The organism is Atopostipes suicloacalis DSM 15692, assembly GCF_900129085.1.
GTDB classification, from domain to species: Bacteria; Bacillota; Bacilli; order Lactobacillales; family Carnobacteriaceae_A; genus Atopostipes; species Atopostipes suicloacalis.
Window position 1 is genome coordinate 23,739 of the sequence record NZ_FQUF01000008.1, and the last position, 26,490, is coordinate 50,228.

The following is a 26,490-nucleotide window of genomic DNA, read 5'->3' on the forward strand; positions in this document are numbered from 1 at the left end:
AAAAAGGAGCCACTAACATGGAAGCGACTAAAATTCAACCCCTAAATATCGATATTCAGAAATTAAATAAAGATATTGAAAGATTCCCTGTTGTATATCCGATTACAGAAGATATGCATATTACACATAAAGGTGTCTCTCGAATGGTAATGATTGACCGCTATTCATTCAAAGATACAAAAAAGGAAACATTGTCCGAGGGCGATTTAGTTGTTCTCACTGTAAAAAATGATCCAAAATACCCAGCAAGAGGAATTGGTTACGTTCAAGAACTAAACTGGGACACAAATGAAGCACGCATCTTGCTTGAAGAAGAGTATAGAGGTTCCTTAGAAGATCCAGAAGAAATTGAAACGGGTTTGATTACTCGAAAAATTGAAGCAATTGAAAAACCTTTAGAAGTTTTCTATGAACAAATTGTCAAACGAAATGCACGAGGATTGGCTGAGGCAGAAGCGGATCCTAATCAAGTAGAAGAATCCTTTGAAAAGTTTTATAAGCAATTACGAAAAGGTAACTTTGTACCAGCTGGACGTGTGTTATATGGAGCAGGTTCAGAGACAGATGTTACGTACTTTAATTGTTACGTAATGCCTTTTGTTCCTGATTCACGAGAAGGAATTTCTGACCATCGGAAAGAAGTTATGGAAATCATGTCTCGAGGTGGAGGAGTTGGAACAAATGGCTCAACCCTACGTCCACGCAATACTTTAGCACGAGGTGTCAATGGTAAGTCAAGCGGATCTGTTTCATGGTTAGATGATATTGCACAATTGACCCACTTGGTTGAACAAGGAGGTTCACGTCGCGGTGCGCAAATGATTATGTTGGCCGATTGGCATCCAGATATCTTAGAATTTATTATTTCTAAAATGCAAAACCCTCGCATTTTACGTTATTTAATCGAGAAATCGAATGATGAACAAATCAAGCAACTTGCTAAAGAAAATTTAAAATTTACACCTTTTACTGCAGCGGAAACCGAAATGTATGATACCATTGCAAAACATAAAAATTCACCGGGACAGGGAGGTTTTTCAGCAGACATTATTAGTAATGCAGAAGCAAAACTAAAAGATGGCGGAACTTACTCTGTTCAAAACCCAGAATTTTTAACGGGTGCTAATATTTCAGTGACCTTAACCGATGACTTTATGAAAGCTGTCGATAATGACGAAGATTGGGCTTTACGATTCCCAGATACAGAAAACTACACAGAACAAGAAATGGCTGATTATAACGAAAAATGGTCAGAAGTCGGGGATGTTCGTGAATGGGAAGAAATGGGTTATACCGTTCGCACGTATCGTACAATTCCTGCACGCGAATTATGGAATTTAATCAATATTTGTGCAACATATTCAGCAGAACCTGGAATTTTCTTTATCGATAATGCTAATCAAGATACTAATGCCAAAGCTTATGGACAAAAAGTAGTAGCTACAAACCCATGTGGTGAGCAACCGCTAGCGCCTTATTCAGTCTGTAACTTAGCAGCAGTAAACCTAGCAGAAATGGCCGATCACGAAACGAACACTGTCGATTATGAGAAGTTAATCGAAACCGTGAAGACGGGGGTTCGTATGCAAGATAATGTTATTGATGCCACACCTTACTTCTTAAAAGAAAATGAAAAACAAGCACTAGGTGAACGTCGTGTAGGACTTGGTGTAATGGGCTTGGCGGATTTAATGATTTATACGCATAATCGTTATGGCTCAGCTGAAGGAAATGCAGTCATCGATAAAGTCTTTGAAACGATTGCTGTTTCAGCTTACGAAGAATCGATTGAATTAGCGAAAGAAAAAGGCAGTTTCCCATTCTTAATTGGTGAAACCGAGGAAGAAACACAAGAATTACGTGAGAAATTTATTCGAACAGGCTACATGGAGCGTATGCCGGAACATGTTCGCAAAGGTATTTTAGAACATGGAATTCGTAACTCTCACTTATTAACCGTAGCGCCAACAGGAAGTACCGGAACGATGATGAATGTTTCAACTGGTTTAGAACCATACTTTGCCTTTAAATATTTCCGAAGTGGTCGTTTAGGTAAATTCATCGAAGTGAATTCAGACATTGTCCAAGAATATTTAGAAGCTCATCCAGAAGCGGATGAAGAACACTTGCCAGATTTCTTTGTGACGTCAATGGAGCTCAAACCTGAAGAACATGTTGATGTTCAAACAACGATTCAACGTTGGGTGGATAGTTCAATTTCTAAAACAGTCAATGCGCCTAAGGGCTACAGCGTATCTGAAGTTGCCAAAATTTATGAGCGTCTATTCAAAGGTGGCGCTAAAGGTGGGACAGTCTATGTTGACGGTTCGCGCGATTCACAAGTGCTAACGCTTGAAGCAGAAGAAAATGATATCGAGAATGTTTCATTGTTTGAAGTGGAAGACAGTCGTGTAGTGGATGATAGCGAAGAGTTGCGTCAATTAGTGGATCAGGCAGAAAAAGAACATGTGATGCAAAAGGGACACACCGATGATATTGTTTATGGCTCGGAAGTTGGAGATACTTGCCCAATTTGTCGCCAAGGAGTCGTTGAAGATATTGGCGGTTGCAATACGTGTACAAACTGTAATGCTCAATTACGTTGTGGGCTGTAAGAACACTTAAAAAGATAAATGAACGAAATAAAAACTCCAAATTGCTGAGAAGTCATTTGGAGTTTTTTCTTCATGGAATAAAAGACGATTAAATTCATTTGCGAAGCGATGGATGCCCTTTGTTTATTTTTTAAAATAGTGATATAAAAACAGAAAGCCGAGACCGGAAATTTTTAATTGAAGATAGAAAAGGAGACCAAAAGATGCAAATTTATACAAGAGTTGGCGATAAAGGACAAACTAAAATTAATGGGAATTATACAGTCGACAAAGATTCGGCACGGGTGGAAGCTTACGGTACAATTGACGAGTTAAATAGTTTTGTCGGACGGGCAGCCAGTTCAGAGGGAACTTGGCCTACTTTAAAAGAAGAGTTGCAGCAGATTCAACAATTTTTGTTTGATTGCGGGAATGACTTAGCGACCTCTAATACAAAAAAATACCCTTATCGGATGAGTGTTGAGCCTACTCAATGGTTAGAAAGTATTATTGATGGCTATGCGGATGAACCTGAGCCTTTAGAATCTTTCATTTTACCTGGAGGAACGCCGCTTGCTTCAGATCTTCATGTTTGCCGAACAGTGACCCGACGAGCTGAGCGTTCGATTGTGGCTTTCAATCATTATTTGGAAGTTAGCCAAGAAACAGAGGCGTATGAAACGCAGCGTAAAGAGTCGGAAGCTAATCCTTATGTGCAAATGTTTGTCAATCGCTTGTCCGATTACTTTTTTGCGGTTGCCCGTGTTGCTAATCATCGGGCAGATACGAAAGATGTTCTTTACGAACGGAGCGGCAAGGTCTTCCATTTAGATGTAAAGAAAGAAGACTATGGAGATTTAGAAGAATAAGAAGTTAAAGCATAGAATCTAAAGATTAGCGGTTAAGACTAGTCTTTAGATTTTTTGTCTTTATTTTTTTCATACAAGACGTATAATGAAAGTGAGTGCGCTAACATAAAAAGTGTTATGATAAAGAAAAGAATTGAAACAACTCAAAAAATACAATGAAAAGAGGAAGATAAATGCGACTAATGGCTTTTGATTTAGGGGGAACATCCGTTAAATACGGTACCTATGTAAAGGATGAACTGATCGATAAAGGAAGTTTTATCACGCCTGCCACCCTAGAAGAATTAATGGAAAAGATGACAACTGTAATAGATAAGCAAGAAAAAATAGAAGGAATTGCCATCAGTGCACCCGGATCTGTGAATCAAAAAGATCGAGTCATTGAAGGAATTAGTGCTATTCCATATATCCATTTCACACCTATTTATGATTTATTTGAAAAAGAGTTTGGCCTGCCTGTTGCGATTGAAAATGACGCAAACTGTGCTGGTTTATGCGAAGTGGATCGTGGAGCGGCAAAGAATGGAGAAAATATTGTCTTTTTCGTTTTGGGAACAGGAATGGGCGGCTCCGTTTTTATCAATCGACAATTACATACCGGCAGCCACATGTATGGCGGAGAATTCGGCATGTCCCTAAACTCAAACGGAGAAACAGGGAGCAAGAACGGAACCTTAGTCGCCGCAGCTAAAAAATATAATGAACAAATGGGAACAAACCTGGATGGCATCCAATTGTTAGATTTGTATGATCAAGGCCAAGCAGAAGCCGTTAAAACAATCGATCAAATGTTTAACGCTATTGCAGAAATTTTATACAACGTTCAAGTAATCATCGATCCAGACACTATCGTCCTAGGGGGCGGAATCTCCAACCGATCTTCTCTGTCCGAAGAATTGGCAGTAAGAATGGATAAACATTTAGAAGAACTAGACATATTAGGCGCCAAACCAAAAATAGTCAATGCTCAATACAGAAACGACGCCAACCTCTATGGAGCGGTGATCAACTATAAAAAACAAATCGAATCTTTGCTTTAATTTCTCTTTTTTCCTGAACACGACTCATAAAAACTTTGACACCACTCTTTCTTTTAAATAGAAGGGGTGGCTTTTTTTAATGAACTTTGAAAGATTAGCGATTAATACGAGACAAACAGAAATAAATCTGTTAAGATTAAAAAGACTAATCAAAAAAATGAAAAGTATAGTCATTTTATTTTAGGAGGAGTAGATGTTTCATGGACTTTAAATTTCCAAAAGATTTTTGGTGGGGTTCGGCAGCTAGTGGGCCACAAACAGAAGGCGTTTACGAAGGGGACAATAAAGGCGACAGTATTTGGGACTATTGGTATGAAGAAGAACCAGAGAAGTTTTTTGACCAGGTAGGACCCGACACCGCTTCTGCTTTTTATCACAAATATAAAGAAGACATTCAATTAATGAAACAAACGGGACATAATTCATTCCGTACCTCGATTCAGTGGAGTCGTTTAATCCCTGAAGGGGTAGGAGAAGTGAATCAAGAAGCGGTTAATTTTTATAATAATGTAATAGATGAACTACTGGCAAACGATATCGAGCCATTCATTAACTTGTTTCATTTTGACATGCCAATGAAAATGCAAGAAAAAGGTGGCTGGGAAAATCGGGAAGTAGTAGAAGCCTATGTAGAATTTGCTAAGACATGTTTTGATTTATTTGGCGATCGCGTAAAAAAATGGTTCACGCACAATGAACCTATTGTTCCGGTTGAAGGTGGTTATCTCTACCAATTCCACTACCCAAATCAAGTGGATATGAAAAAGGCTGTTCAGGTGGCTTACCATGAAGCTTTAGCGAGTGCCAAAGTTATTAAAGCCTATCATGAAACAGATTTAGAAGGAGAAATTGGAATTATCTTAAACTTAACTCCAAGCTATCCTCGAGATGAAAATAACGAAGAAGACGTAAAAGCAGCTAAAATTGCAGATGCCTTTTTCAACCGTTCATTCTTAGATTCTTCAGTAAAAGGAGAATTTCCAAGTGATTTAATTGATCTGTTAGATGAAATTGATTATCTCCCAAAAATCGAAGATGGAGATTTGGAAATTATCAAAAATAACACCGTAGATATTTTAGGGGTCAATTACTATCAACCTCGTCGGATTAAAGCGAAAGAAACAGAAGAAGGTACAGAAAATGGCTTCATGCCCGATAACTTCTTTGACAATTACGAGATGCCAAATCGTAAAATGAATCCCTATCGTGGTTGGGAAATTTACGAAAAAGGAATTTATGATATCTTGACCGATCTTCGTGAAAATTACGGAAATATTAAATGTTTCATTTCAGAAAATGGAATGGGTGTTGAAGGTGAAGAACGTTATATTAATGAAGATGGCCAAATCGATGATGATTACCGAATTGAATTCGTAAAAGATCATCTAAAATATGTGCATCAAGCGTTGGAAGAAGGAAGCAATGTTCGCGGCTACCATATGTGGACTTGTATGGATAATTGGTCTTGGACGAATGCTTATAAAAATCGTTATGGCTTTATATCTGTTGATTTAGAGAATGAAAGAAAAAGAACCATCAAGAAAAGTGGTCATTGGTTTAATGAAATGACGAAAAATAACGGATTTTAAAGTTGATAGTAAAAAACACTCACTGAAAAAGTGGGTGTTTTTTTAGTAAGAGCTTACTTTATTTTATAAAAGACTAGACATTTAAAAATAAAATGGTATACTTTGTAATGTAAACGGTTAAAAAATAAAAGAAAAGGAGTTTTTGCAATGAATAACTTTATTGACAAGTTAAGTGATAAGTTAGTTCCTGTAGCTTCAAAGCTAGGGCAGAATAAATATTTACTTGTATTAAGAGATGCCTTTATGCTAGCTTTCCCAATTACAATGTTTGGATCTTTAGTCGTAGTTATCAATAATCTACCCTTCTTTAGTGAAGAATTACAAGGAACTTTAGGCACTTTATTTGGAAATGGTCAAAATGCAACAATGTCCATTATGTCTATATTTGTTACTTTTGGTATTGGGTATTATTTATCAAAAACATATGACATTGATCCTGCATTTGGAGGCGCTGTTTCTTTAGCAGCATATCTCATCTTGACACCCTTTGAAATGATCACAGAAGGTGGAGAAGCTGTTACAGGCGTCTTAACATTAGATCGCTTAGGAGCGAAGGGAATGTTTGTTGGAATGGTTGCAGCTTTTTTAGCAGCCGAAGTATATGCCCGAATTACTAAAAAAGGGATTACCATTACTATGCCTGAGGGTGTTCCAGAAGCTGTTGCCCGCTCATTTGCAGCAATGATTCCAGCTATTATAACATTAGGTATTTTCACACTACTCAACGCTCTCGTTATTGGTTTATTAAATGCTAACTTACATGATTTAGTTTATGATACGATTCAAGAACCGTTAACCGGTTTAGGAAGTGGCTTACCGGCAACATTGATAGCGGTGTTTTTTGTTCAGTTGCTATGGTTCTTTGGTCTACATGGACAAATTATTGTAAACTCAGTGATGGATCCCATTTGGAATACAACCATGCTTGATAACTTAGCGGCATATGAAACGGGTAAACCTCTTCCTCACATTGTTACTAAACCATTTATGGAAATGTATACTGTAGGAATGGGAGGCTCGGGAAGCACCTTAATTGTCGTTATTTTAATTGCTTTCTTTATGAAGAGTCGCCAATTTAATGATGTAGGGCGTTTAGCCTTAGCTCCCGGTATTTTTAACGTAAACGAACCCGTTATCTTCGGAATGCCGATTGTATTGAATGCAGCCATCTTTATCCCATGGTTAATTGCTCCATTAATAACAACAGCCTTTAATTATATTGTCATGAATATTGGACTCTTCCCAATACCAACGGGTGTTTCTGTACCGTGGACCGTTCCAGTATTTGCCAATGGTATGTTAGCCACTAACTCGTTAATGGGTGGAGTGTTACAGTTGATTGATATGGCAATTATCGGAGTCATCTGGTATCCATTCTTGAAAATAGTGGATCGCCAAAACTTGAAAAATCAAGCTCCGGATATGTCTAAGGCTTAATTACCTGTAGATTATATTCTTTAAAAAAAGCAACTCTATAAGTATAGGGTTGCTTTTTGTTTGTAAAGAACTTTTTTATTTAACGGTATATATATATGTCTAATAAAACTAGTCTTTTGAAATTAAATCTGTTAAAATAAGCTTAGGTAGGGGGAATGGAATGACAAAGTATGAAATGATTGCTGGAAAGATTCGCCAGCGTATTCGAGAAGAGGTTTACCCGGTGGATTCGCTTATCCCCGATCAAGTCTCATTAGCAAAAGAGTTTAAGGTAAGTCGAATGACTGTAAAAAAAGCAATGGATATTTTAGAACTAGAAGGACTGATCCTGCGAAAAAGAGGAGCAGGAACTTTTGTTAAGAAAACAGCGCTAAGCGAAGGACTTACTGCTAGCATTATGGAGTATGAAGGCTTAACCAAACAACTGGCCAATCAAGAAGTTAAGAGCCAAGTCATTTCTTTTAAGCTGGATTTTCCAAATGAATTGACCCAAGAAAAATTAATGTTAGACAAGCATGATCCCATCTATAAGATTATTCGATTAAGAGTTGTAGATGATGCACCTTATATTCTTGAACATACAATCATGAATGCAAATTTAATTCCTGGAATCAACGAAGACATTTTACATCAATCGATCTATGACTACATTCATAAAGAATTAAATTTACAGTTCGGAGGGGCTCACAGAATTATTCAAGCCGATAAAGCTTCAGAGTATGATCAAAAATACTTAGACTGTGATGAACACGACCCCATTCTAGAAATTGAACAAGTTGTATATTTAGAAGATGGGACTCCTTTTGAATACTCAAGAAGTCGTAATAAATACAACACTCGAAGCTACAACGTCGTAGATTTTTAAGCATAAAACACGACTTATTTCCTGCAAATAGGTATAAAAAAGAATCCTGCTTCAAAACAGGATTCTTTTTAAATTTTTAAGTCACAAATTAAGCAGTAATTCCACCGTCAGCAATAAACTCAGCACCAGTAGAGTAACTTGAATCGTCGGAAGCTAAAAACATCACGAGTTGACTTATTTCATTAGGTTCAGACATGCGTTTTAATGGGATAGCTTCGACCATAGCTTGGATTTGTTCAAAGGCGGCACTTTGTTGAACCATTGGTGTATTAATCACACCTGGATGAACAGAGTTTACGCGAATATTGTAATGCGCTAGTTCTTTGGCCGCTGCTTTAGTCATTCCGCGTACAGCAAATTTTGTGTCCGTGTAACCAACGGCTCCACCGATTAAACCATTGATGGAAGAGATATTGATAATAGAACCATCATCGACCTTCTTCATGGAAGGGACTACATATTTCATGCCTAAAAACACACTCACTTGGTTGATTTTAACAACATTCATATAGTCCTCTAAGGAAGAACTTTCAAGGCTTAAAACAGGACTAATTCCAGCATTGTTAACTAAGATATTTACAGGACCAAATCTTTCTTCTGTCTGACTGACTACTTCTTTCCAGCCAGCTTCATCTGTAACGTCGTGTTGAATAAAGTGAGCATTCTCCCCTAATTCATCCGCCAACTCTTGCCCTTTTTCAGCATTTACATCGGTTAAAACGACTTTTGCCCCTTCTTTAATAAACAAGCGCACATGTGTTTCGCCCATCCCAGCGGCTCCGCCTGTAATAATGGCTATTTTATTTTCCAATTTGTTCATTCTAAATCCTCCTATAAAATAATCATAAACTTTATAATAAGTATAACGCTTTCAGTAAAAAAAAGAAACCCTCGCTTTGTATTATAATGATTCGGTGATTTTATTGACGTTTTGTGTCAGAAAGTTACTCTGTATCGTGTTTTCGATGCTGGTTTTATACCTAGAAAGTGGCTAAATATAAGTTGTCAAGCCAGCATTTTTTGTATGCAATTGGTAAAGTAAAGATATGAATAAAAGAGTGAGGTGTTGTGGATGTATTTTTTTGAATTTCCTCAAAATGTCATAGGGTTCGTCACCTTTAAATTATATACAAAAATTTACAAATGTCCCTTCTATAAATATCAAGAGGCTTATGTTACGCATGTGAAAGGTCGCTGGGGAGCCATTTCTTTAAGTCGGTACATTTTTGCGGACGATACTTATTTTCAATCTGAAATGATTAAACATGAGTATGGGCATACTCTGCAATCGAAAAAGTTATTGTTCTTTTACCTTCCTGTGATTGGTCTTCCTTCTCTTATTTGGAATAAGTTTTTTAAAGGCTACCGTAAAAGAAAGCGTCAAAGTTATTATGCTTTTTATACAGAAGCTTGGGCGAATAAATTGGGTGGATTCCATGGATAATCGAAGAATATCTCGAATTCGAATCTAATAATTGACGTAGGATAGATCTCGTGCTATTATTATCTCGCATTAGAGATAATTTTAAAATGAAAGATGTACGAAAAGAGAGGAGCTATTAAATAATGGCAAATACAAATTTAATAGGCATTCATCACGTAACCGCAATGACAGAGGATGTTCAAAGAAACTATGAATTTATTACCAATATTTTAGGCATGCGCCTGGTTAAAAAGACAGTGAACCAAGACGATATTCAAACCTATCACACATTTTATGCGGATGACCGAGGAAATCCAGGAACAGATTTAACGTTTTTTGATTTTCCAGATATTCCAAGCTATGTACTTGGAACAAATTCTATTTCACGTACAGGGTTAAGAGTGCCCAATGATGAAGCACTAGCGTATTATTTAGACCGCTTTGAAGAATATGAGATAGAAAATGAAGGGATTCAAGAATTATTTGGCCGTAAGATTCTTCCGTTTCAAGAAGCGGATGGCCAACGTTACCAGTTATTCTCAGATGAAAATGATCAAGGAGTGGCACCTGGAACTCCATGGAAAAATGGACCTGTTCCGGAAGATAAAGCAATCTATGGTTTAGGACCTATAGAAATTACAGTTAGCTATTTTGAAGATTTTGTTCAAGCAATGCAATTGATCTTTGGTTTCACATTAAAAGTTGAGGAAGAAAATGTTGCTCTTTTAGAAGTGGGTCAAGGGGGCAATGGTGGGCAAATGATTGTTAGAAAAGATGATACTTCACCAATAGAAGTGCAAGGAAATGGAACGGTTCATCATGTTTCCTTTCGAGTAGCTGATCATCAGGCAATAAAAGAGTGGGAAGAAAAATATAATGGATTAGAAATGAAGCATTCAGGCTTAGTCGATCGATTTTATTTTGAAGCCCTCTATACAAGAATTGGTCATATTCTTATTGAAATTTCGACAGATGGTCCTGGCTTCATTGATGAGCAAGAATCTTATGAAGAATTAGGCACTACGTTGGCTTTACCGCCCTTTTTAGAGCCGGATCGTGAATATATTGAAAGTGTTGTGCGCCCTTTTGACACAGCAAAAAAATAAGAAAATGGAAACCGAGAATAAAATGATCCATTTCACCCCCGAAGAATTAAGTGAAAGAGAAAATTATAAGTTTTTAATTGGCTCGATCATACCACGGCCCATCGCCTTAGTGACCAGCTTATCGGAGAATGAAGTGTTAAACATTGCACCATTCAGCTACTTTAATATTGTGACCTCGAACCCACCGATTGTCTCAATTGCTATTCAAAGAAAAAATGGCCGTTTAAAAGATACTGCACGAAATATTTTGAAAAAGAAAGAAGCCGTCATCCATATTGTTGATTCAAAAAATGTTGCTCAAGCCAATCAAACAGCGGCCAATCTCAGTGAAGAGATGAGCGAATTGGATCGAACAAGCTTTACAACTTGTCCGTCAAAAACGGTGGATGTTCCAAGCTTAAAGGAGACAAAAATACGCTTTGAAGTTATATTAGAACAACACGTCCCCCTCGAAAATGATGGAGTTCCAGCAGCAGATTTACTCTTACTAAAAATAAAAAGATACCATATCCAAGAAGAACTTTACCATCAAGGGCGGATTGACCCGATCGGTTTAGCAGCCATGAGTCGTTTAGCCGGACATGATTATGCGGAAATTGGCGAAATCTTTACGATTAAAAGACCAGAATAAAAGGAGACAGTCACATGTATAAATATAGATACGAAAAAGGTCAAACCAAAACCCCTACATTTATTTTACTACATGGAACAGGAGGGAACGAAGAAGATTTATTGCCTGTTGCCGCAGCGTTAAATGCGAACGCGAGTGTCTTAAGTATTCGGGGAAATGTTTTAGAACATGGAAATGCTCGTTACTTTAAACGTTTGGATACAGGAGCTTATGATATCCCTGATTTGATGACGCGGGGGCAAGAGCTTTATGCATTTATTGAAGAAAAAGCACAAGAATATGATTTTTCTTTAGAAGAAGCAATTTACTTAGGCTTTTCAAATGGCGCAAATATTGCAATCAATATGATGTTACTCGATGATTCCCTCATAAATAAAGCCATGTTATATGCACCTATGTATCCAATGGATGTCGAAGAAACGACTGACTTACCGAATGCAAAAGTCTTTTTATCTATGGGGGAAAATGATCCAATAGTTCCCAAAAGAGAAAGTGAACGCGTAGTTTCTATTTTCAAAGATTTAGGCGCCGAGGTTACGGAGTTTTGGGTAGAAGGACATGAATTAAATGGGGATAATTTATTAGCAGGGAAAGAATGGTTAGAGAAAATTCAATAATAAAAATAAACCAGTCAACGAATTGTTAAGAAGTTGACTGGTTTTTTTACTCTATAAAAAAGATGCGCTCACTTTTTGGGACATGCATCCACTAAGTCGTTATAGAAACAACATCATTGCCGGAACGGTGACAATGGATAGGAGGGTGGTAACAAAGACAATTTTTGAAGCAAGCTCTTCATCCAGATCATATTGGGCTGCTAAAAGAGCGGTAGTTGCTCCAGCAGGCATGGAGGACATGATGGTTAGGACGCCAATCAGTGTTTCATCTAAACCGAGAGCCTTGCTGACAATGAGGACGGCAAAGGGAATCAGGAGCAATCGAATAACCGTGTAGCGGATGACGCCTCGTTCGTAAATAGCACGAAAATCAATGGAGGCAATAATTGAACCGATCATAATAGCGGATAAAGGCGAAACGGTTGATCCCATCGTTTCAATCGCGCGGTCTAAAAATTCAGGGAAGGGGATCTGCAAAAGCCCACGAATAAGACCTAACACAACCGCAACAATGGAAGGGTTTCTTAAAAGTTTATAAAGGGTCGAATGGCTTTCTTCCTGATCACTGTCCAGAATCTCCACTCCAACCGACCACATAAAAATACGATGAGGAACGAGATAAATAGAAGAAAATAAAGCGCCGAGTTCTCCATACATAGAATAAGAAAGAGGTTGACCGCCCAGCCCAGCATTATTTACTAACGTTCCGTAGTGCAAGATTCGTTTCTTTGGATCCTCGAAATCCGAAAAAGCGAGTGCGCCTAGGAAGTAAGAGACTGTATAGATGATGGTTGAACCAATTAAAGCCCATAAACCTAATTTTAAAATTTCCATCGTCAAATTTTTAAAAGAATTGAAGACAAGCATGGGCATTAATAAACTTAAAATTAAATGGATAAATTGTGTGCGATTTTCATCGGTAATAATTTTTGTTTTGTAGGCGACCACACCGATTAGTAAATACATTAAAACAGAAAGTTGTAAGTCTAACATTTGATAAAATTGTTCCACTCAATCATTCCTATTCCTAAAGAGATTATTCATAGAGTAGGATAGCAGATTCAAAGAGACTCCACAAACAAAAAAATAAAAAGAGTGGATTCACGGATTTGAATGAAACTATAAACCTTGAATGGTATAATAATTTTGTAAATAATATTGGGAGGATAAGAATGAATAAATTGATAATTAACTCGGATGATTTCGGTTATAGTCGGGCGATTAATCATGCGATTATTGATACACATCAAGAAGGTATTTTAACTTCAACGACTTTAATGTCGAATACGCCGGGATTTGAACATGCGGTAAAGTTAGCTAAAGAAAACCCGAAAATGGGTGTGGGGGTTCACTTGGTATTGACTTTTCTGAAGCCTTTACGCCAAGATGTTCCTTCTTTAGTGGATGAAAAAGGGGATTTTTATCGTCCGGATGCTTACCGTTCAGGTTTAGCAATCGTTGATGTAGAAGATTTGTATAAAGAATGGGATGCCCAAATTCAAAAAGTCTTGGCTGCGGGAATTCAACCCACGCATTTAGATAGTCACCACCATGCCCATACATTTAATGCCCATCATTTTGAAGTGTTTTTAAAACTTTCTGAAAAATATGATTTACCCATTCGCGGGAACTTTGATCAAGAGCATAACAGACCAACCACTACATATTTTGAACCCGCTTTTGATGGAGTAGGGATGCTGGAAGAAAAAGAAAAAGAAACGTATTTAGAGCTGTTAGTAGAAAAAATAAAAAAGAATGAATCAACGGAAGTAATGTGTCATACGGGTTATATTGATGAATTTTTATTTAAAAGCTCTTCTTTTGTTGAACCTCGAATTTATCAAGTAGATATTCTAACGGACTCAAATTTTGTAGATAACATCCGCGAGAACAAAGAAATCGAATTAGTGACTTTTAGCGATTTATAATTAAAGACAATAAAACATTTGAAAAAACTAGCTTCTGCTTTGTCGGAGCTGGTTTTTTTTCGTCCATTAAACGGACAAAAGCTCCTTACCTTCAGAAGTAGCAGCTTTTTATGAGTCAACTCCTGAGGGTAGCAGCCGTACCCTAAGAAGTCGCAACATTTTCCGGGTCAACTCCTAAGGGTAGCAGCCGTATCCTAAGAAGTCGCAACATTTTCCGGATCAACTCCTGAGGGTAGCAGTCGTACCCTAAGAAGTCGCAACATTTTCTAGGCCAACTCCTGAGGGTAGCAGCCAATGGACAGGAAGTTACCGAGTAAAATAAGCAAAAGGTATGATAAGTCGGAAAAGATGGCAGAAATACCCTCTTTTTAAATAAACCGAAAAAATGAATATTTTTGAATGAATTTGAATGGTTATGATTGATTTTGAACGTTTATTCTTGTATAGTAGAAATACAAAAAGAAAAGGGTTCCAAAGAAAAGGAAGAGAGAGATGCTATTCCAACATCGGAAAGAAAAAATTCTAGAACGACTTGCAGAAAAAAGCACAATATCGATTCAAGAATTAGAAACAGCTATTGGTGTGAGCGAGTCCACCCTAAGACGGGATTTAGTAGCTTTAGAAAAAGAAGGGCTATTGAAGAGAGTGCATGGTGGAGCGACGACACCAACTAATCTCAATAAAGAGCAAAAGATGGCACAGAAAGAAAGCATCAACCAATCAGCCAAAATTAAAGTTGCAAAACATGTCAGTACTTTAGTAGAAAAAGAGACCCAAGTGTATATCGATGCAGGAACAACCACACTTGAACTTGTGCGCTTATTACCTACAGAAAAAAATCTAAAACTAGTAACCAATGGAATCGATCATGCTTTACTTGCCTTAAATCGAGGAATAGAAGTGACTTTACTCGGTGGAATGGTTAAAAGAAATACGCATGCTATTGCAGACATGACCGCTTATAAACAATTAAGTAAAATTAATTTTTCGGCTTCTTTTATGGGAATGAATGGACTGCATGAAAACCAAGGTCTGACGACCACTAATATTGATGAAGCCACACTGAAAGAATGTGCAATGGATCAAAGCCAGAACATCTATCTATTAATGGATGACACAAAAATAGATCAGGTATATGAATTTAAAGTAGATCTCCCAACGAGTGCGAAAATATTCATCAATCAAGAAGCAGCCACAAAACATCCTCAAAAAATCAAAAAATTAAAGGTAAAATACGACATAGAAATGATTGAATAAAAAGTAAAGGATTGGATAAATATGATTTATACATTAACCCTGAATCCATCGATAGACTATATTATGCCCTTGGAGCATCTACAGCTCGGTGCAACCAATTATGCACAAGGAGAGTATATGTTGCCAGGTGGGAAAGGGATTAACGTCTCGCGCGTATTAAATCAATTAAATGTTCCCAATCAAGCTCTAGGTTTCATTGGAGGACATACGGGAAAATTTATTGAAGAATGGTTAGAAAAAGAAGGCGCTGCTTGCCAGTTTATTCCTGTAGAGGGACAGACACGAATTAATGTGAAATTAAAAGGGGAAAGTGAAACGGAAATTAACGGACGAGGCCCAGAAATTTCACAAGAAAAAAGTCGAGAATTAAAGAAACAGATCGGCCAACTGACTGCTCAAGACACACTCGTTATTTCAGGCAGTAAAAACAAAGGCCTGTCAGAGACATTTTATAATGAAATTATTGAAATTTGTCAGAAAAATCAAACATCTTTTATTCTCGATACCAATAGTAAAGAATTACTCGAAGCATTAGTAGCACAACCCTTTTTAGTGAAACCTAACCAAGCAGAATTAGGCGATTTATTTGGTGAAACAATTCAAACCAAAGAAGAGGCTATCCATTATGGGAAGAAGTTACAAGAAGCAGGAGCTCAAAACGTTATTGTTTCTTTAGGAGGAGAAGGTGCAATTTTTATTGATGAGAGTCAAGTGATTATAGCCGATTCTCCTAAAGGAAAGGTAAAAAACACAGTAGGCTCAGGTGATTCAATGATTGCAGGATTTATAGCAGGTATTGAAAAAGGAAAATCGAAAGAAGAAGCATTTAAGCTTGGGGTTCAAAGCGGAAGTGCGACAGCTTTTAATGAAGATTTGGCAACAAAAAAAGAGATTGAAGCGTTAAATGATCAAATAAAAACTAGAGAGGTTGAATAAAATGAAGATGACGGATATTATACGGCAAGAACTGATGCTTCTTCCAGCTCAAGCTACAACGAAAAAAGAAATTTTAGATGAAATGGTCCACAAACTTGTAGAGACAGGTGCCGTTGATGATTTTGACACGTTCAGAAAAGGAATTGCTGACCGTGAAGAAAGTATGAGTACTGGACTTGGCGACGGGATTGCCATGCCACACGCAAAAAATACCGCAGTGAAGAAAACGTCGGTTGTTTTTGCTAAACAACCAGCTGGAGTAGACTTTGATAGTTTAGATGGCCAACCTGCAAAGTTATTTTTTATGATTGCTGCAAAAGATGATGCCAATGAAACTCACTTAGCTATTTTAGCGAACTTATCGAAATTATTGATGAATAAAGATTTTATCGAAGCTTTAACGGCAGCCAATACGCCAGAAAGTGTGCAGGCAGTTGTTAGTCTAGCAGAGGCTAGTTTAGAAACAGAAAAAACAGAAGCACCAGAAGAAGAGGTTGCACCAACAGACTCTGATGAGCCTTATGTCATTGCCGTAACAGCTTGTCCAACAGGGATTGCTCATACGTATATGGCAGAAGATGCCCTGAAGAATAAAGCCAAAGAATTAGGCGTTAAGATTAAAGTTGAAACAGATGGTTCAGAAGGAGTAAAACACCGACTTACTAAAGAAGATATTGACCAAGCAGATGGTATTATTGTAGCTGTCGGTAAAAAAGTTCCAATGGGCCGCTTTTCAGGAAAACGAGTCGTTGAGCGTCCAGTAGCGGATGGTATTAATAAAAGTGAAGAACTCATCCAAACAGCTTTGGCAGGTGAAGCTCCTGTATATCACGGAAGTAGCGATGAAGAGACAGATACAGCTGATGAACCGAGTGAAAGTGGGGGAGCCTTTTCTCTACAATCCGTTTATAATGATTTAATGAGTGGCGTTTCAAATATGTTGCCATTTGTTATTGCGGGTGGAATTATGCTGGCTCTATCTTTCTTAATGGAAGGTTTTGTAGGTAGTGACTCACCGATTTTTGTTGGTCTTAATGAAATAGGAAGTGCAGCCTTTTCATTTCTAATTCCGGTACTTGCTGGATATATTGCAACAAGTATAGGTGGTAAACCAGCGATTGTTAGTGGGTTTGCTGGAGGGGCTTTAGCGGTAAGTGCTGATGCTGGCTTCCTTGGCGGTTTAGTTGCTGGTTTCTTAGCAGGTTATGTCACACTTTTCGTGATGAGAGCCTTAAGAAAGATGCCTAAAAACTTAGCAGGATTACGAACTATTTTACTTTATCCAATATTGACCTTATTTATTACAGGGCTATTGATGTATTATCTATTTGGTCCAATCTTTGCTTCCATTAATATTGCCATGCTTAATTTCTTAGAAACACTAGGTACCGGAAATCAAGTACTACTCGGGGCGATCCTTGGTGGAATGATGGCTATTGATATGGGAGGCCCAGTGAATAAAGCGGCTTATGCTTTTTCTATCGGTATTTTTACAGATACAGGAGATGGACGATTCATGGCAGCTGTTATGGTTGGAGGAATGATTCCACCATTAGCCATTGCTTTAGCATCTGTTCTCTTTAAAGATAAATTTACTGAAGTACAAAAACAGTCCGCACTAACAAACTTTATTTTAGGTTTATCTTTCATTACAGAAGGAGCGATTCCTTTTGCTGCAGCAGATCCTCTACGAGTAATCATTTCAAGTGCTATTGGTAGTGCTGTCGGTGGTGGACTGAGTCAATTATGGTTAACCAGTGTTCCAGCTCCTCACGGTGGAATTTTCACGATGCTTGCTTTAGGAGATAATCGTTTGATGCTTATGCTGGCCGTATTGATTGGAACCGTCATTAGCACAATCATTCTCGGATTTTGGAAAAAACCAGTGGAAGAACAAATGGCTTCAGGAACAATCTAATTGAATTGAAAAAGTGTTGGTAAACTTCCCTTTACCAGCACTTTTTTCTTTAGATAAAACTCGAAAAATGACTAAAGACTTCCTTATAAAAGATAGGGAGTCTTTTATTCATTTTACGAAGTAAAGAGATTAGAATTTAAATCAAAATATTCTTTGGATAACATTGAATTTAGTCTGTATTTCTAGTAAAGTTATACTATTCGTGTGAAACAATTATCGTGTTTCACAATTAACGGATGAGGAGAATTAAAGGATGAATCCAGAGACATTCAAAAAGAGTTTAGAACAAGAAAGTTATCCGATTGATGCGGTTAAAATGGAACAATACAACCGTTATTTATTATTGTTACAAGAATGGAACAATAAAATTAACTTAACCGCGATTACTGAAGAAGACGACGTTTATTTAAAGCATTTTTATGACTCATTGACACTCGCTCGCTTTGTTGATTTTAACCAACCAACACTTAAATTATGTGATGTGGGTTCAGGTGCGGGTTTTCCAAGTATTCCACTAAAGATTTTATTTCCAGAAATTGAAATTACGATTGTGGACTCTTTGAAGAAACGAATACGCTTTTTAGAAATTTTAGTAGAAGAACTTGCCTTAGAAAATGTCCATTTAATCCATGCCCGAGCAGAAGATTTTGGTCAAAAAGATGAATTTCGCAGTGCATTTGATGTAGTTACCGCCAGAGCTGTGGCTCGTTTAAGTGTTTTAGCGGAGTTTTGTCTACCAATCACCAAAGAAAAGGGCGTATTTGCTGCAATGAAAGGCTCTCAAGGAGAAGAAGAACTTGAGGATTCCAAAAAAGCACTAAAAACCTTAGGCGGTCGGTTGCGAACAATCGAAACCTTCGAACTCCCTGAAGATGCAGGAGAACGCAGCATTCTTCTCATTGACAAAGTGAAAAAAACCCCCAAAAAATATCCAAGACAAGCAGGAACACCAAATAAAAAACCATTGTAAATGGTAAAGAAAGAATCAAAAAACCGTTGCGATAACAGAGGTACGATGGAGGAGAAATATGGGTAGAATTATAGCAGTCGCAAATCAAAAAGGTGGCGTTGGAAAAACAACCACCACCATTAATCTAGGTGCTTCACTTGCATTCGAAGGCAATAAAGTATTGCTCGTCGACAGTGATGCCCAAGGAAACGCAACAAGCGGCCTTGGTATCCGAAAAGGCGAAGTAAGTGAAGATATTTATGATGTATTAATTAACCAAGTTCCCGTTGAAGAAGTGATTTTAGAATCCAGTCGTGAAAGAATGGATGTCGTTCCAGCATCTATCCAACTAGCGGGAGCCGAAGTGGAATTATCCAATCTCGAGCGTCGCGAAACACGATTAAAGAGTGCGTTAGAATCTGTTCGTGATCAATATGATTACATTTTAATTGATTGTCCTCCTTCTTTAGGTCATTTGACCATTAATGCATTCACAGCCAGTGATTCTGTTTTAATCCCAGTTCAATGTGAATATTATGCATTAGAAGGATTAAGTCAATTATTAAATACGGTCAGATTAGTTCAAAAGCATTTTAATAATCAATTAAAAATTGAGGGAGTTTTGCTAACTATGTTGGATCGACGAACCAACTTAGGTTACGAAGTGGTTGAAGAAGTAAAGAAATATTTCCATGAAAAAGTTTACGAAACCATTATCCCAAGAAATATTCGTTTATCTGAAGCACCAAGTTACGGACAGTCCATTATTGATTTTGATATCCAATCGATTGGTTCACAAACCTATCAAGAGTTAGCAAAGGAAGTGTTAAAACAAAATGAGCGCTAAGAAAAAGGGTTTAGGCCAAGGAATTAATGCTTTATTTCCAGAAACTTCCTTATTAGATGTCGAAAATGTTGAAGGGGAAGAAAAAGTTGAACAGATTTCTGTTGATGAAATTCGTTCCAATCCTTATCAACCACGAAAAAGTTTTGATCGAGAAGCTCTAGAAGAATTAGCAGAATCTATTAGTCAAAGTGGAGTCTTGCAACCTATTATTGTTCGTAAATCTAGTGCAAAAGGTTATGAACTTGTTGCAGGAGAACGTCGTCATAAAGCGTCTATTATAGCAGGGCTCACACGGATACCAGCAATTGTGCGTGAGCTTGATGAAGAGTTTATGATTAAATACGCTATTCTTGAAAATTTACAACGGGAAGATTTGACACCTTTAGAAGAGGCTGATGCTTACCAGTTAATGATGGATAAATTATCCTTAACACAAGAACGTGTAGCCGATGCTTTAGGAAAAAGTCGCTCACATGTAGCCAATCATTTGAGACTTCGTTCTTTACCGGAACCAGTCAAACAATTATTAACGGAGAAAAAATTATCAATGGGGCAAGCCCGAACGCTGAGAGCTTTAGATGATGAACAAGCTATGATTAAATTAGCCAATAAAGCAGTTAAAGAACATCTTACAGTTCGTCAATTAGAAAAAATGGTTTCTGAGCTGAAAAAGCAAGCCAAAAATCCAGAGAAACCACAACCCGTTAAGAGAAAATCTCCTTTTGTTCGCGAATATGAAAGTAAGCTAATGGATAAGTTTGGAACAGATGTCATGATTAATGAAAAAGGAACCAAAGGGAAAATTCAAATTGAATATACCTCTCAAAGTGATTTAAATCGAATTTTAGTCGATGTATTAGAGATTGAATTAGAAGACTAAACTCGTTAAACTAATAAATGATCAACAAAGGAATCTAGGAGGTGCGAGGATGACTAAGTCAACGTATGATTTACAAGATGTGGTAGAAATGAAAAAACCACATGCTTGTGGTGAAAACAATTGGGAGATTATTCGCATGGGCGCTGATATCCGTATTAAATGCCTAGGTTGCGGACAATTAGTCTTAATGCCGCGCCGTGAATTTAATCGAAAGTATAAAAAAGTGTTAAAATCGAGTGAAAATTAATCTTTATTTGATTTGTAATTTGGGAAAGGTGAGTATTAAAATATGGCTTTGACAGCAGGTATCGTCGGTTTACCCAATGTAGGGAAATCGACGTTATTTAACGCAATAACAAAAGCAAGTGTAGAGGCAGCGAATTACCCCTTTGCGACAATTGATCCAAACGTGGGAGTTGTTGAAGTTCCCGACAAGCGCTTGAGTCGCTTAGCAGAAATCGTTGATCCGAAACGAATTGTTCCGACAACCTTTGAATTTACAGATATTGCAGGGATTGTAAAAGGAGCAAGTGAAGGGGAAGGGCTAGGAAATAAATTTTTAGCCAATATTCGTGAAGTAGATGCGATTGTTCATGTTGTACGATCATTTGATGATGACAATGTGACCCACGTCTCCAATAAAGTAAGCCCCGCAGATGATATCGAAACAATTAATTTAGAATTAACTTTAGCGGATTTAGAATCTATTTCAAAACGCTATGATCGAGTGAGTAAACAAGCAAGATCAGGAGACAAAGAAGCCGCAGCAGAGCTCGCTGTCTTTGATAAAATTAAGCCTGCTTTAGAAGAGGGAGACCCCGTACGTACTCTTGAGTTTGATGAAGAGGAGCAAAAAATTGTCAATAGTTTGTTCTTGCTGACCAGTAAACCCGTGTTATACGTGGCCAATGTAGGCGAAGAGGATATGGCAGATCCAACAATCAATCCTCATTACCAGACAATTAAAGCAATAGCGGATGCAGAAGGGGCAGAAGTTGTCGGCATTTCAGCAGAAATTGAAGAAGAACTTTCTGCTTTAGATGATGAAGAACGAGATATGTTTTTAGAAGATTTAGGGGCTTCAGAGCCTGGACTGAATCGTCTAATTCGTCGCTCTTATGACTTGTTAAATCTAGGAACTTTCTTTACAGCCGGTGTGCAAGAAGTACGTGCTTGGACATTTGTCAAAGGAATGAAAGCTCCACAAGCTGCTGGTGTAATCCATACCGACTTTGAACGTGGTTTTATACGTGCAGAAACTATCTCTTATGAAGATTATGATCAGTATAATGGAGAAAAAGGGGCCCGCGACGCCGGAAGAATGCGCCAAGAAGGAAAAGATTATGTCGTGCAAGACGGCGATGTCATGTTATTCCGCTTTAACGTATAAATACTAAGGAGGAACAGCCGAGTGTCTAAAGAAAAAGACAAAGTAGAACATTTGAATTTAGAAGAAACGAAAGCACAAAATAAAGAATTATATCAACAATTAACCAATAAAAATGAACAATATATGTTCCAACTAAACAATAGGTTAAAGGAACTGGACTATGATCCAGTCGCCAAAGAATATGTTTTGAATGAAATGCTCCATGAAATTATTGAAGCCCAACATTCTCATATTCCCGCAAAGAAAATTTATGGAACTGTGACGGAACAAGCTGAAAACATTGTAGGTAAAGATTACGATGTTCCTGAAGGGGCCCAAGAGAAATCCCCAACGTGGATGATTTATATGGATGGGGCTTTATTGCTAGGTGGTTTATTCAGTATCGTAAATGGGATAGGCGCTTATCAAGATCCACAGGCACATGTTGGCTTATTCCAACTCATTTCGAACTTTTTATTAGGTGGTTTAGCTGTATTGGTCTTAACCAAATATGCGCCAAGACAAGGGCAGACCAAAGGCATGCTCAAATACATTCTAGCAACTGTTTCTGTAATGCTAGCTTGGGTTCTTGCGATCACTTTGATTCTTTACTTATTGCCAGCCGTATTAAATCCATCGATACCTCCAGTCGCCATTCTTATCATTGGTGTAGTGGCTCTCTTGGCCAAGTGGTATCTAAAGAAAGAATTAAATATAAAAGGCACCTTACTTTAATAAAAAATAAAGCGACTTGTAATTTACAGGTCGCTTTGTATTTCAATTAAGAAATTTTACGTTATACTTTTATGAGTATAGTCATTTAAATAAAGGAGATGATGAAATGCTTGATGGTTATTCCTTAAAAAAATATGATTGGAAAGATTGGACACTCATGATTATCACGTCCTCGTTGGCTTTACAAGTCATTGTGACACTAGCGTTGTCCCTTTATGGACCTTTCATCCTCAATCGTTTTTTTAATACCCCATTTACAATCGAAATGTTGGATCTTATTCCCGTTTATGGCACGATTTATGGAACGATTGCTAGCTTACCGCTTACGTTATGGGTCGTTCATAAGCGTGAAATTCCCTTATTTAATCGAAAACAATTAACGAAGAATCAATCCTTCATTCTTCGAGGCTTATCGAAAAAAGATTGGAAATTTTTACTCTTCTACATTCCCTCTTCTTATATTTTATATATTTTAGGAGAAAACATTTTAATTAATTTATTAGGCCCAAGTGAGCCGATAAATCAGATCGCTGTAGAGTCGATGTTTGAGTATATCCCAGTATGGCAAATGTTTTTAATGATTGTGGTGGTCGCACCAATCGCAGAAGAATTATTATTTAGAGGGATGATTCTTTTTTCAGGTGATCGAAGAGAGACTACTTGGCTGAGAGTCTGTATCAGTGCCATTATCTTTGGTTTCGTACATACACCAACAGACTTACTTTCCATTTATACCTATGTAGGAATGGGTTTAATCTTCTCCTATGCAGCCAAACATACAGAAGCCGTTGAAGCATCAATCGTTTATCACTTTCTAAATAACTTGCTTGGCTTTATCGTCATCCTAACCCTATAAAATAAAAATCTTCCTGACATTACGCCAACAAGCGCTTAAAGAAGGAAGATTTTTCCGTTTAAAAAACCGCAACCCCTCCCTCGGAAATACGAGAAAGTTTGGTTTAGATATTTATTTGTCCTAATTTTTAATAGGAAGATTTCATCTCAACAGCATGTTCTAATTCGTGATTCAGTAAAGCAATTTTATTCTCCAAACCGCCGCCATAACCAGTAAGCGAGCCATCTTGGCCGACTACTCGGTGACAAGGATAAATAATCGATAACGGGTTTCGTCCAACCGCCCCACCTACTGCACGAGTAGACTTATAATCACGACCAATCCAATGTGCAAGGTCTAAATAACTAGCTGTTTCTCCATAAGGAATTTGTAACATAGCTGCCCAAACTATTTTTTGAAAATCTGTTCCCATAAGATCCACAGGTAAATCAAACTCAAAGCGTGTACCTTCTAAATATTCTTCGAACTGCTTACGATAAGGCGCAACTTTTTCACGGTCAGAAATAAGTTTACTTTCAGGATAGTGTTTCATTTGCCAGGCAACGACATCACTTAAATCTTCTGTATAGTGACTAACAAAACATAAGCCTTTTTCACTGACTACTAAAAATCCCGACCAGACATCGCTTTCAACTTTATCAATATAAAGAGTCATCATTTATTTCACCTCGTCCTATTTCTTCTATTTTAGCACATAAATACAAATCGTTCAGACAATCAGAATAATTAGCATTAAAAATACACCAGAGTGTTCCATCACACACGAAACCACGTAGAAGTGCGTGCAAGTACGCTCCCTCGCACACAAATTGCGAAAAATAACGCGCAAAGTGTTCCACCCCACACAAATCGCGTAAAAGTGCGTGCAAGTACGCTCCCTCGCACACAAATTGTGGAAAATAACGCGCAAAGTGTTCCATCCCACACGAAAACGTGTAGAAGTGCGCGTAAGTATGCTCTTTCGCACACAAATCGCGAAAAATAACGCGCAAAGTGTTTCACCCCACACAAATCGTGTAAAAGTGCGTGCAAGTACGCTCCCTCGCACATAAATTGCGAAGAATAACGCGTAAGAGTAATCGCTTATCGAAAGCTCTACTAATTTACCTAGAAAAATAGAAACCCAAAGGCATCAAGGCCTTTGGGTTCCCAAACTCTTCTTAATTTTATTTTAATTTTTCTAGAAGGGTCATGATATAAGCAACGCCTTCGTAAAAATCTTGCAATCGAACATTCTCATTCGGTGCATGGACATTTGTTTTTGCCCAGCCAATCCCAGTCCCCATAATCGGAACTTTTAAGAATTCATCAAAACCATACATTGGCCCACCACCTGCAGAATTTGGTTCAAGGACAATATTTCCTGTGCCGTAAATTTCTTCAGCAGCCTCTACCACAACATCTACATAAGGATCTTCTAAATCTGTTCGGAAAGGCATCAACTCAGTCAATAAAGCAATTTGTACATCTTCAAAACCATGCTTATCTAAATGAGCCCGTAGTAATTTTTCAACTTCAGGTGCAGTATAACCAGGAACTAAGCGGAAATCTAATTTTGCTTTTGCAGTGCTCGGTAATACCGTTTTTGTCCCCTCACCATTATACCCGGATTCCATCCCGCTAATTGTTAAAGTAGGGTAGAAAACAAGCGCCTCTTGAGGGGTGTAATCTAAATCCTCTGTGATCAAAGGATACTTCAAACCATAGACTTCTTTTTCTTTTTCCGCATCAAAAGGAATATTTTTAACCACTTCTTTTTCCTTTTCAGTAGGTTCCGTCATTATGTCATAAAAGTCCTCAATGATAATTTTGTTATCAGGTGTTCGTAAACTCGCCAATGCATGCACTAAACGCCAAGCCGCATTATTCACAACGGCTCCCTTCGAAGAATGGATATCCGTATCTGCACTGTTTACCCAAATATCGAAATAGGCAATCCCTTTAATCCCGCCAGATAAAACAATATTTTCATCCACATTTTTGCCGCCACCTTCCCAGAAGCAAACATCCGCTTGAAGCAAATCTGCATATTTTTCAATATAAGCATCAATATTTGGACTCCCAATCTCTTCTTCACCTTCGACAATGAATTTGATATTTACTGGTAGGCCGTCTTCCGTTTGTTGCAACATTTGAATCGCATATAAACGAGCCATCAATTCGCCCTTATCATCAGAAATTCCTCGAGCGATTAATTTTCCATCCTTTTGAGTAAGTTGGAAAGGAGGCGTGTCCCACAGTTCAATCGGCTCTTCCGGTTGGACATCAAAGTGATTATAGAAAAGAATCGTCTTTTCTTTGTTTCCTCCAGGACCTGCTTCAAAAAATCCATATATAAAAGGAAAACTATCATTTAAATCATCCAATATTTCTGATTCGCCACCTAGGTCTTCAAACATTTTAACCACATATTCAGCAGTTTCTCTTAATTGGCGTCCTTGTGTAGAGACTGTTTCTAAAGCAATGAATTCCTCAAAAGGGGTTAAATGCTATTGCACCGTTTTCTCTATTTCTTCGATTCTTATTTGTTTTGTCATATACATTTCCTTTCTTTATTTCTCATTTTTAATATCCCATTTGTCAAATTAAAAAACCTCCCAAACAATATAGAATGGGAGGTTCTCGTAAGGTCCCATTTTACTTA

General features: G+C 37.6%; 24 protein-coding genes and 1 pseudogene. 21 read left to right on the forward strand and 4 right to left on the reverse strand.

The features are described from left to right. Positions 1-17 precede the first annotated feature (17 nt). From BUB96_RS03245 to BUB96_RS03270, 6 genes are all read left to right on the forward strand, one after another. On the forward strand, positions 18-2,615 hold the full coding sequence (locus BUB96_RS03245) for a vitamin B12-dependent ribonucleotide reductase (RefSeq protein ID WP_073296364.1): 2,598 nt from the start codon (positions 18-20) through the stop codon (positions 2,613-2,615). A 203-nt stretch (positions 2,616-2,818) separates the two neighbouring features. Next, positions 2,819-3,463 (forward strand): cob(I)yrinic acid a,c-diamide adenosyltransferase, encoded by a 645-nt coding sequence (locus tag BUB96_RS03250; RefSeq protein WP_073296367.1) that lies wholly within the window; start codon positions 2,819-2,821, stop codon positions 3,461-3,463. A 173-nt stretch (positions 3,464-3,636) separates the two neighbouring features. Further along, entirely contained in the window at positions 3,637-4,503 is an 867-nt protein-coding gene (locus tag BUB96_RS03255; RefSeq protein WP_073296370.1) for an ROK family protein, read from the forward strand. A gap of 200 nt (positions 4,504-4,703) precedes the next feature. Next, positions 4,704-6,092: a glycoside hydrolase family 1 protein gene (locus tag BUB96_RS03260; protein ID WP_073296373.1), complete on the forward strand. Its 1,389-nt coding sequence runs from the start codon at positions 4,704-4,706 to the stop codon at positions 6,090-6,092. 147 nt (positions 6,093-6,239) lie between these two features. Further along, the gene (celB, locus tag BUB96_RS03265; protein WP_073296376.1) at positions 6,240-7,529 is read left to right on the forward strand and encodes a PTS cellobiose transporter subunit IIC; all 1,290 of its coding nucleotides are present in this window, start codon (positions 6,240-6,242) and stop codon (positions 7,527-7,529) included. 160 nt (positions 7,530-7,689) lie between these two features. Further along, entirely contained in the window at positions 7,690-8,394 is a 705-nt protein-coding gene (locus tag BUB96_RS03270; protein WP_073296380.1) for a GntR family transcriptional regulator, read from the forward strand. Between the two features lie 88 nt (positions 8,395-8,482). On the opposite strand, the gene BUB96_RS03275 is transcribed toward BUB96_RS03270, so the two are convergent. Next, positions 8,483-9,214 (reverse strand): glucose 1-dehydrogenase, encoded by a 732-nt coding sequence (locus tag BUB96_RS03275; protein ID WP_073296383.1) that lies wholly within the window; start codon positions 9,212-9,214, stop codon positions 8,483-8,485. 252 nt (positions 9,215-9,466) lie between these two features. On the opposite strand from BUB96_RS03275, the gene BUB96_RS03280 reads away from it, so the two are divergent. The 4 genes from BUB96_RS03280 to BUB96_RS03295 all read left to right on the forward strand — a co-directional run bounded on the left by BUB96_RS03280 (position 9,467) and on the right by BUB96_RS03295 (position 12,171). Beyond that, complete coding sequence (locus BUB96_RS03280) at positions 9,467-9,838, forward strand: hypothetical protein (RefSeq protein WP_073296386.1); 372 nt, start codon at positions 9,467-9,469, stop codon at positions 9,836-9,838. 122 nt (positions 9,839-9,960) lie between these two features. After that, positions 9,961-10,923: a VOC family protein gene (locus BUB96_RS03285; RefSeq protein WP_073296389.1), complete on the forward strand. Its 963-nt coding sequence runs from the start codon at positions 9,961-9,963 to the stop codon at positions 10,921-10,923. A gap of 22 nt (positions 10,924-10,945) precedes the next feature. Continuing rightward, positions 10,946-11,554, forward strand: coding sequence for a flavin reductase family protein (locus BUB96_RS03290; protein WP_073296534.1), 609 nt, complete (start codon positions 10,946-10,948; stop codon positions 11,552-11,554). Between the two features lie 14 nt (positions 11,555-11,568). Further along, positions 11,569-12,171, forward strand: coding sequence for an alpha/beta hydrolase (locus tag BUB96_RS03295; protein WP_073296392.1), 603 nt, complete (start codon positions 11,569-11,571; stop codon positions 12,169-12,171). Positions 12,172-12,270: 99 nt separating this feature from the next. Here the strand turns inward: BUB96_RS03295 and BUB96_RS03300 are convergent, their stop codons facing one another. Beyond that, complete coding sequence (locus BUB96_RS03300; RefSeq protein ID WP_073296395.1) at positions 12,271-13,182, reverse strand: AEC family transporter; 912 nt, start codon at positions 13,180-13,182, stop codon at positions 12,271-12,273. Between the two features lie 161 nt (positions 13,183-13,343). Here BUB96_RS03300 and BUB96_RS03305 point away from each other — a divergent pair, with 161 nt between their 5' ends. The 11 genes from BUB96_RS03305 (at position 13,344) to BUB96_RS03355 (ending at position 23,846) form a co-directional block, all read left to right on the forward strand. Continuing rightward, positions 13,344-14,099 (forward strand): carbohydrate deacetylase, encoded by a 756-nt coding sequence (locus BUB96_RS03305; protein WP_073296398.1) that lies wholly within the window; start codon positions 13,344-13,346, stop codon positions 14,097-14,099. 492 nt (positions 14,100-14,591) lie between these two features. Further along, complete coding sequence (locus tag BUB96_RS03310; RefSeq protein ID WP_073296400.1) at positions 14,592-15,356, forward strand: DeoR/GlpR family DNA-binding transcription regulator; 765 nt, start codon at positions 14,592-14,594, stop codon at positions 15,354-15,356. A gap of 21 nt (positions 15,357-15,377) precedes the next feature. Next, positions 15,378-16,292, forward strand: coding sequence for a 1-phosphofructokinase (gene pfkB, locus BUB96_RS03315; protein WP_073296403.1), 915 nt, complete (start codon positions 15,378-15,380; stop codon positions 16,290-16,292). Between the two features lies 1 nt (position 16,293). Further along, on the forward strand, positions 16,294-18,210 hold the full coding sequence (locus tag BUB96_RS03320) for a PTS fructose transporter subunit IIABC (protein WP_073296407.1): 1,917 nt from the start codon (positions 16,294-16,296) through the stop codon (positions 18,208-18,210). Positions 18,211-18,463: 253 nt separating this feature from the next. Further along, complete coding sequence (gene rsmG, locus BUB96_RS03325; RefSeq protein ID WP_073296410.1) at positions 18,464-19,180, forward strand: 16S rRNA (guanine(527)-N(7))-methyltransferase RsmG; 717 nt, start codon at positions 18,464-18,466, stop codon at positions 19,178-19,180. Between the two features lie 58 nt (positions 19,181-19,238). Further along, complete coding sequence (locus tag BUB96_RS03330) at positions 19,239-20,006, forward strand: ParA family protein (protein ID WP_073296413.1); 768 nt, start codon at positions 19,239-19,241, stop codon at positions 20,004-20,006. After that, positions 19,996-20,886: a ParB/RepB/Spo0J family partition protein gene (locus tag BUB96_RS03335; RefSeq protein ID WP_073296416.1), complete on the forward strand. Its 891-nt coding sequence runs from the start codon at positions 19,996-19,998 to the stop codon at positions 20,884-20,886. The genes BUB96_RS03330 and BUB96_RS03335 overlap by 11 nt, the downstream gene beginning before the upstream one ends. Before the next feature lie 49 nt (positions 20,887-20,935). Next, entirely contained in the window at positions 20,936-21,133 is a 198-nt protein-coding gene (locus tag BUB96_RS03340) for a DUF951 domain-containing protein (RefSeq protein WP_073296419.1), read from the forward strand. 42 nt (positions 21,134-21,175) lie between these two features. Continuing rightward, positions 21,176-22,276, forward strand: coding sequence for a redox-regulated ATPase YchF (ychF, locus tag BUB96_RS03345; RefSeq protein ID WP_073296422.1), 1,101 nt, complete (start codon positions 21,176-21,178; stop codon positions 22,274-22,276). 21 nt (positions 22,277-22,297) lie between these two features. Further along, positions 22,298-22,990 carry a DUF1129 domain-containing protein gene (locus BUB96_RS03350; RefSeq protein ID WP_073296425.1) on the forward strand — a complete coding sequence of 231 codons (693 nt, stop codon included), beginning with the start codon at positions 22,298-22,300 and terminating at the stop codon, positions 22,988-22,990. Positions 22,991-23,096: 106 nt separating this feature from the next. After that, positions 23,097-23,846, forward strand: coding sequence for a CPBP family intramembrane glutamic endopeptidase (locus tag BUB96_RS03355; protein ID WP_073296429.1), 750 nt, complete (start codon positions 23,097-23,099; stop codon positions 23,844-23,846). 127 nt (positions 23,847-23,973) lie between these two features. Here the strand turns inward: BUB96_RS03355 and BUB96_RS10655 are convergent, their stop codons facing one another. After that, complete coding sequence (locus BUB96_RS10655; RefSeq protein ID WP_084136791.1) at positions 23,974-24,504, reverse strand: methylated-DNA--[protein]-cysteine S-methyltransferase; 531 nt, start codon at positions 24,502-24,504, stop codon at positions 23,974-23,976. A 508-nt stretch (positions 24,505-25,012) separates the two neighbouring features. Continuing rightward, positions 25,013-26,314: pseudogene (locus tag BUB96_RS03370) on the reverse strand (M20/M25/M40 family metallo-hydrolase); the annotation flags it as partial. Positions 26,315-26,490 lie beyond the last annotated feature (176 nt).

Bases quoted from the DNA above. Each gene is read 5' to 3' on its own strand.
- BUB96_RS10655 (WP_084136791.1), bottom strand. From the start codon at position 24,504: ATGATGACTCTTTATATTGATAAAGTTGAAAGCGATGTCTGGTCGGGA.
- BUB96_RS03275 (WP_073296383.1), bottom strand. From the start codon at position 9,214: ATGAACAAATTGGAAAATAAAATAGCCATTATTACAGGCGGAGCCGCT.
- BUB96_RS03330 (WP_073296413.1), top strand. From the start codon at position 19,239: ATGGGTAGAATTATAGCAGTCGCAAATCAAAAAGGTGGCGTTGGAAAA.
- BUB96_RS03250 (WP_073296367.1), top strand. From the start codon at position 2,819: ATGCAAATTTATACAAGAGTTGGCGATAAAGGACAAACTAAAATTAAT.
- BUB96_RS03285 (WP_073296389.1), top strand. From the start codon at position 9,961: ATGGCAAATACAAATTTAATAGGCATTCATCACGTAACCGCAATGACA.
- ychF (WP_073296422.1), top strand. From the start codon at position 21,176: ATGGCTTTGACAGCAGGTATCGTCGGTTTACCCAATGTAGGGAAATCG.
- BUB96_RS03270 (WP_073296380.1), top strand. From the start codon at position 7,690: ATGACAAAGTATGAAATGATTGCTGGAAAGATTCGCCAGCGTATTCGA.
- celB (WP_073296376.1), top strand. From the start codon at position 6,240: ATGAATAACTTTATTGACAAGTTAAGTGATAAGTTAGTTCCTGTAGCT.
- BUB96_RS03260 (WP_073296373.1), top strand. From the start codon at position 4,704: ATGGACTTTAAATTTCCAAAAGATTTTTGGTGGGGTTCGGCAGCTAGT.
- BUB96_RS03310 (WP_073296400.1), top strand. From the start codon at position 14,592: ATGCTATTCCAACATCGGAAAGAAAAAATTCTAGAACGACTTGCAGAA.
- rsmG (WP_073296410.1), top strand. From the start codon at position 18,464: ATGAATCCAGAGACATTCAAAAAGAGTTTAGAACAAGAAAGTTATCCG.
- BUB96_RS03280 (WP_073296386.1), top strand. From the start codon at position 9,467: ATGTATTTTTTTGAATTTCCTCAAAATGTCATAGGGTTCGTCACCTTT.
- BUB96_RS03335 (WP_073296416.1), top strand. From the start codon at position 19,996: ATGAGCGCTAAGAAAAAGGGTTTAGGCCAAGGAATTAATGCTTTATTT.
- BUB96_RS03355 (WP_073296429.1), top strand. From the start codon at position 23,097: ATGCTTGATGGTTATTCCTTAAAAAAATATGATTGGAAAGATTGGACA.
- BUB96_RS03295 (WP_073296392.1), top strand. From the start codon at position 11,569: ATGTATAAATATAGATACGAAAAAGGTCAAACCAAAACCCCTACATTT.
- BUB96_RS03255 (WP_073296370.1), top strand. From the start codon at position 3,637: ATGCGACTAATGGCTTTTGATTTAGGGGGAACATCCGTTAAATACGGT.
- BUB96_RS03320 (WP_073296407.1), top strand. From the start codon at position 16,294: ATGAAGATGACGGATATTATACGGCAAGAACTGATGCTTCTTCCAGCT.
- BUB96_RS03305 (WP_073296398.1), top strand. From the start codon at position 13,344: ATGAATAAATTGATAATTAACTCGGATGATTTCGGTTATAGTCGGGCG.
- pfkB (WP_073296403.1), top strand. From the start codon at position 15,378: ATGATTTATACATTAACCCTGAATCCATCGATAGACTATATTATGCCC.
- BUB96_RS03340 (WP_073296419.1), top strand. From the start codon at position 20,936: ATGACTAAGTCAACGTATGATTTACAAGATGTGGTAGAAATGAAAAAA.
- BUB96_RS03245 (WP_073296364.1), top strand. From the start codon at position 18: ATGGAAGCGACTAAAATTCAACCCCTAAATATCGATATTCAGAAATTA.
- BUB96_RS03290 (WP_073296534.1), top strand. From the start codon at position 10,946: ATGATCCATTTCACCCCCGAAGAATTAAGTGAAAGAGAAAATTATAAG.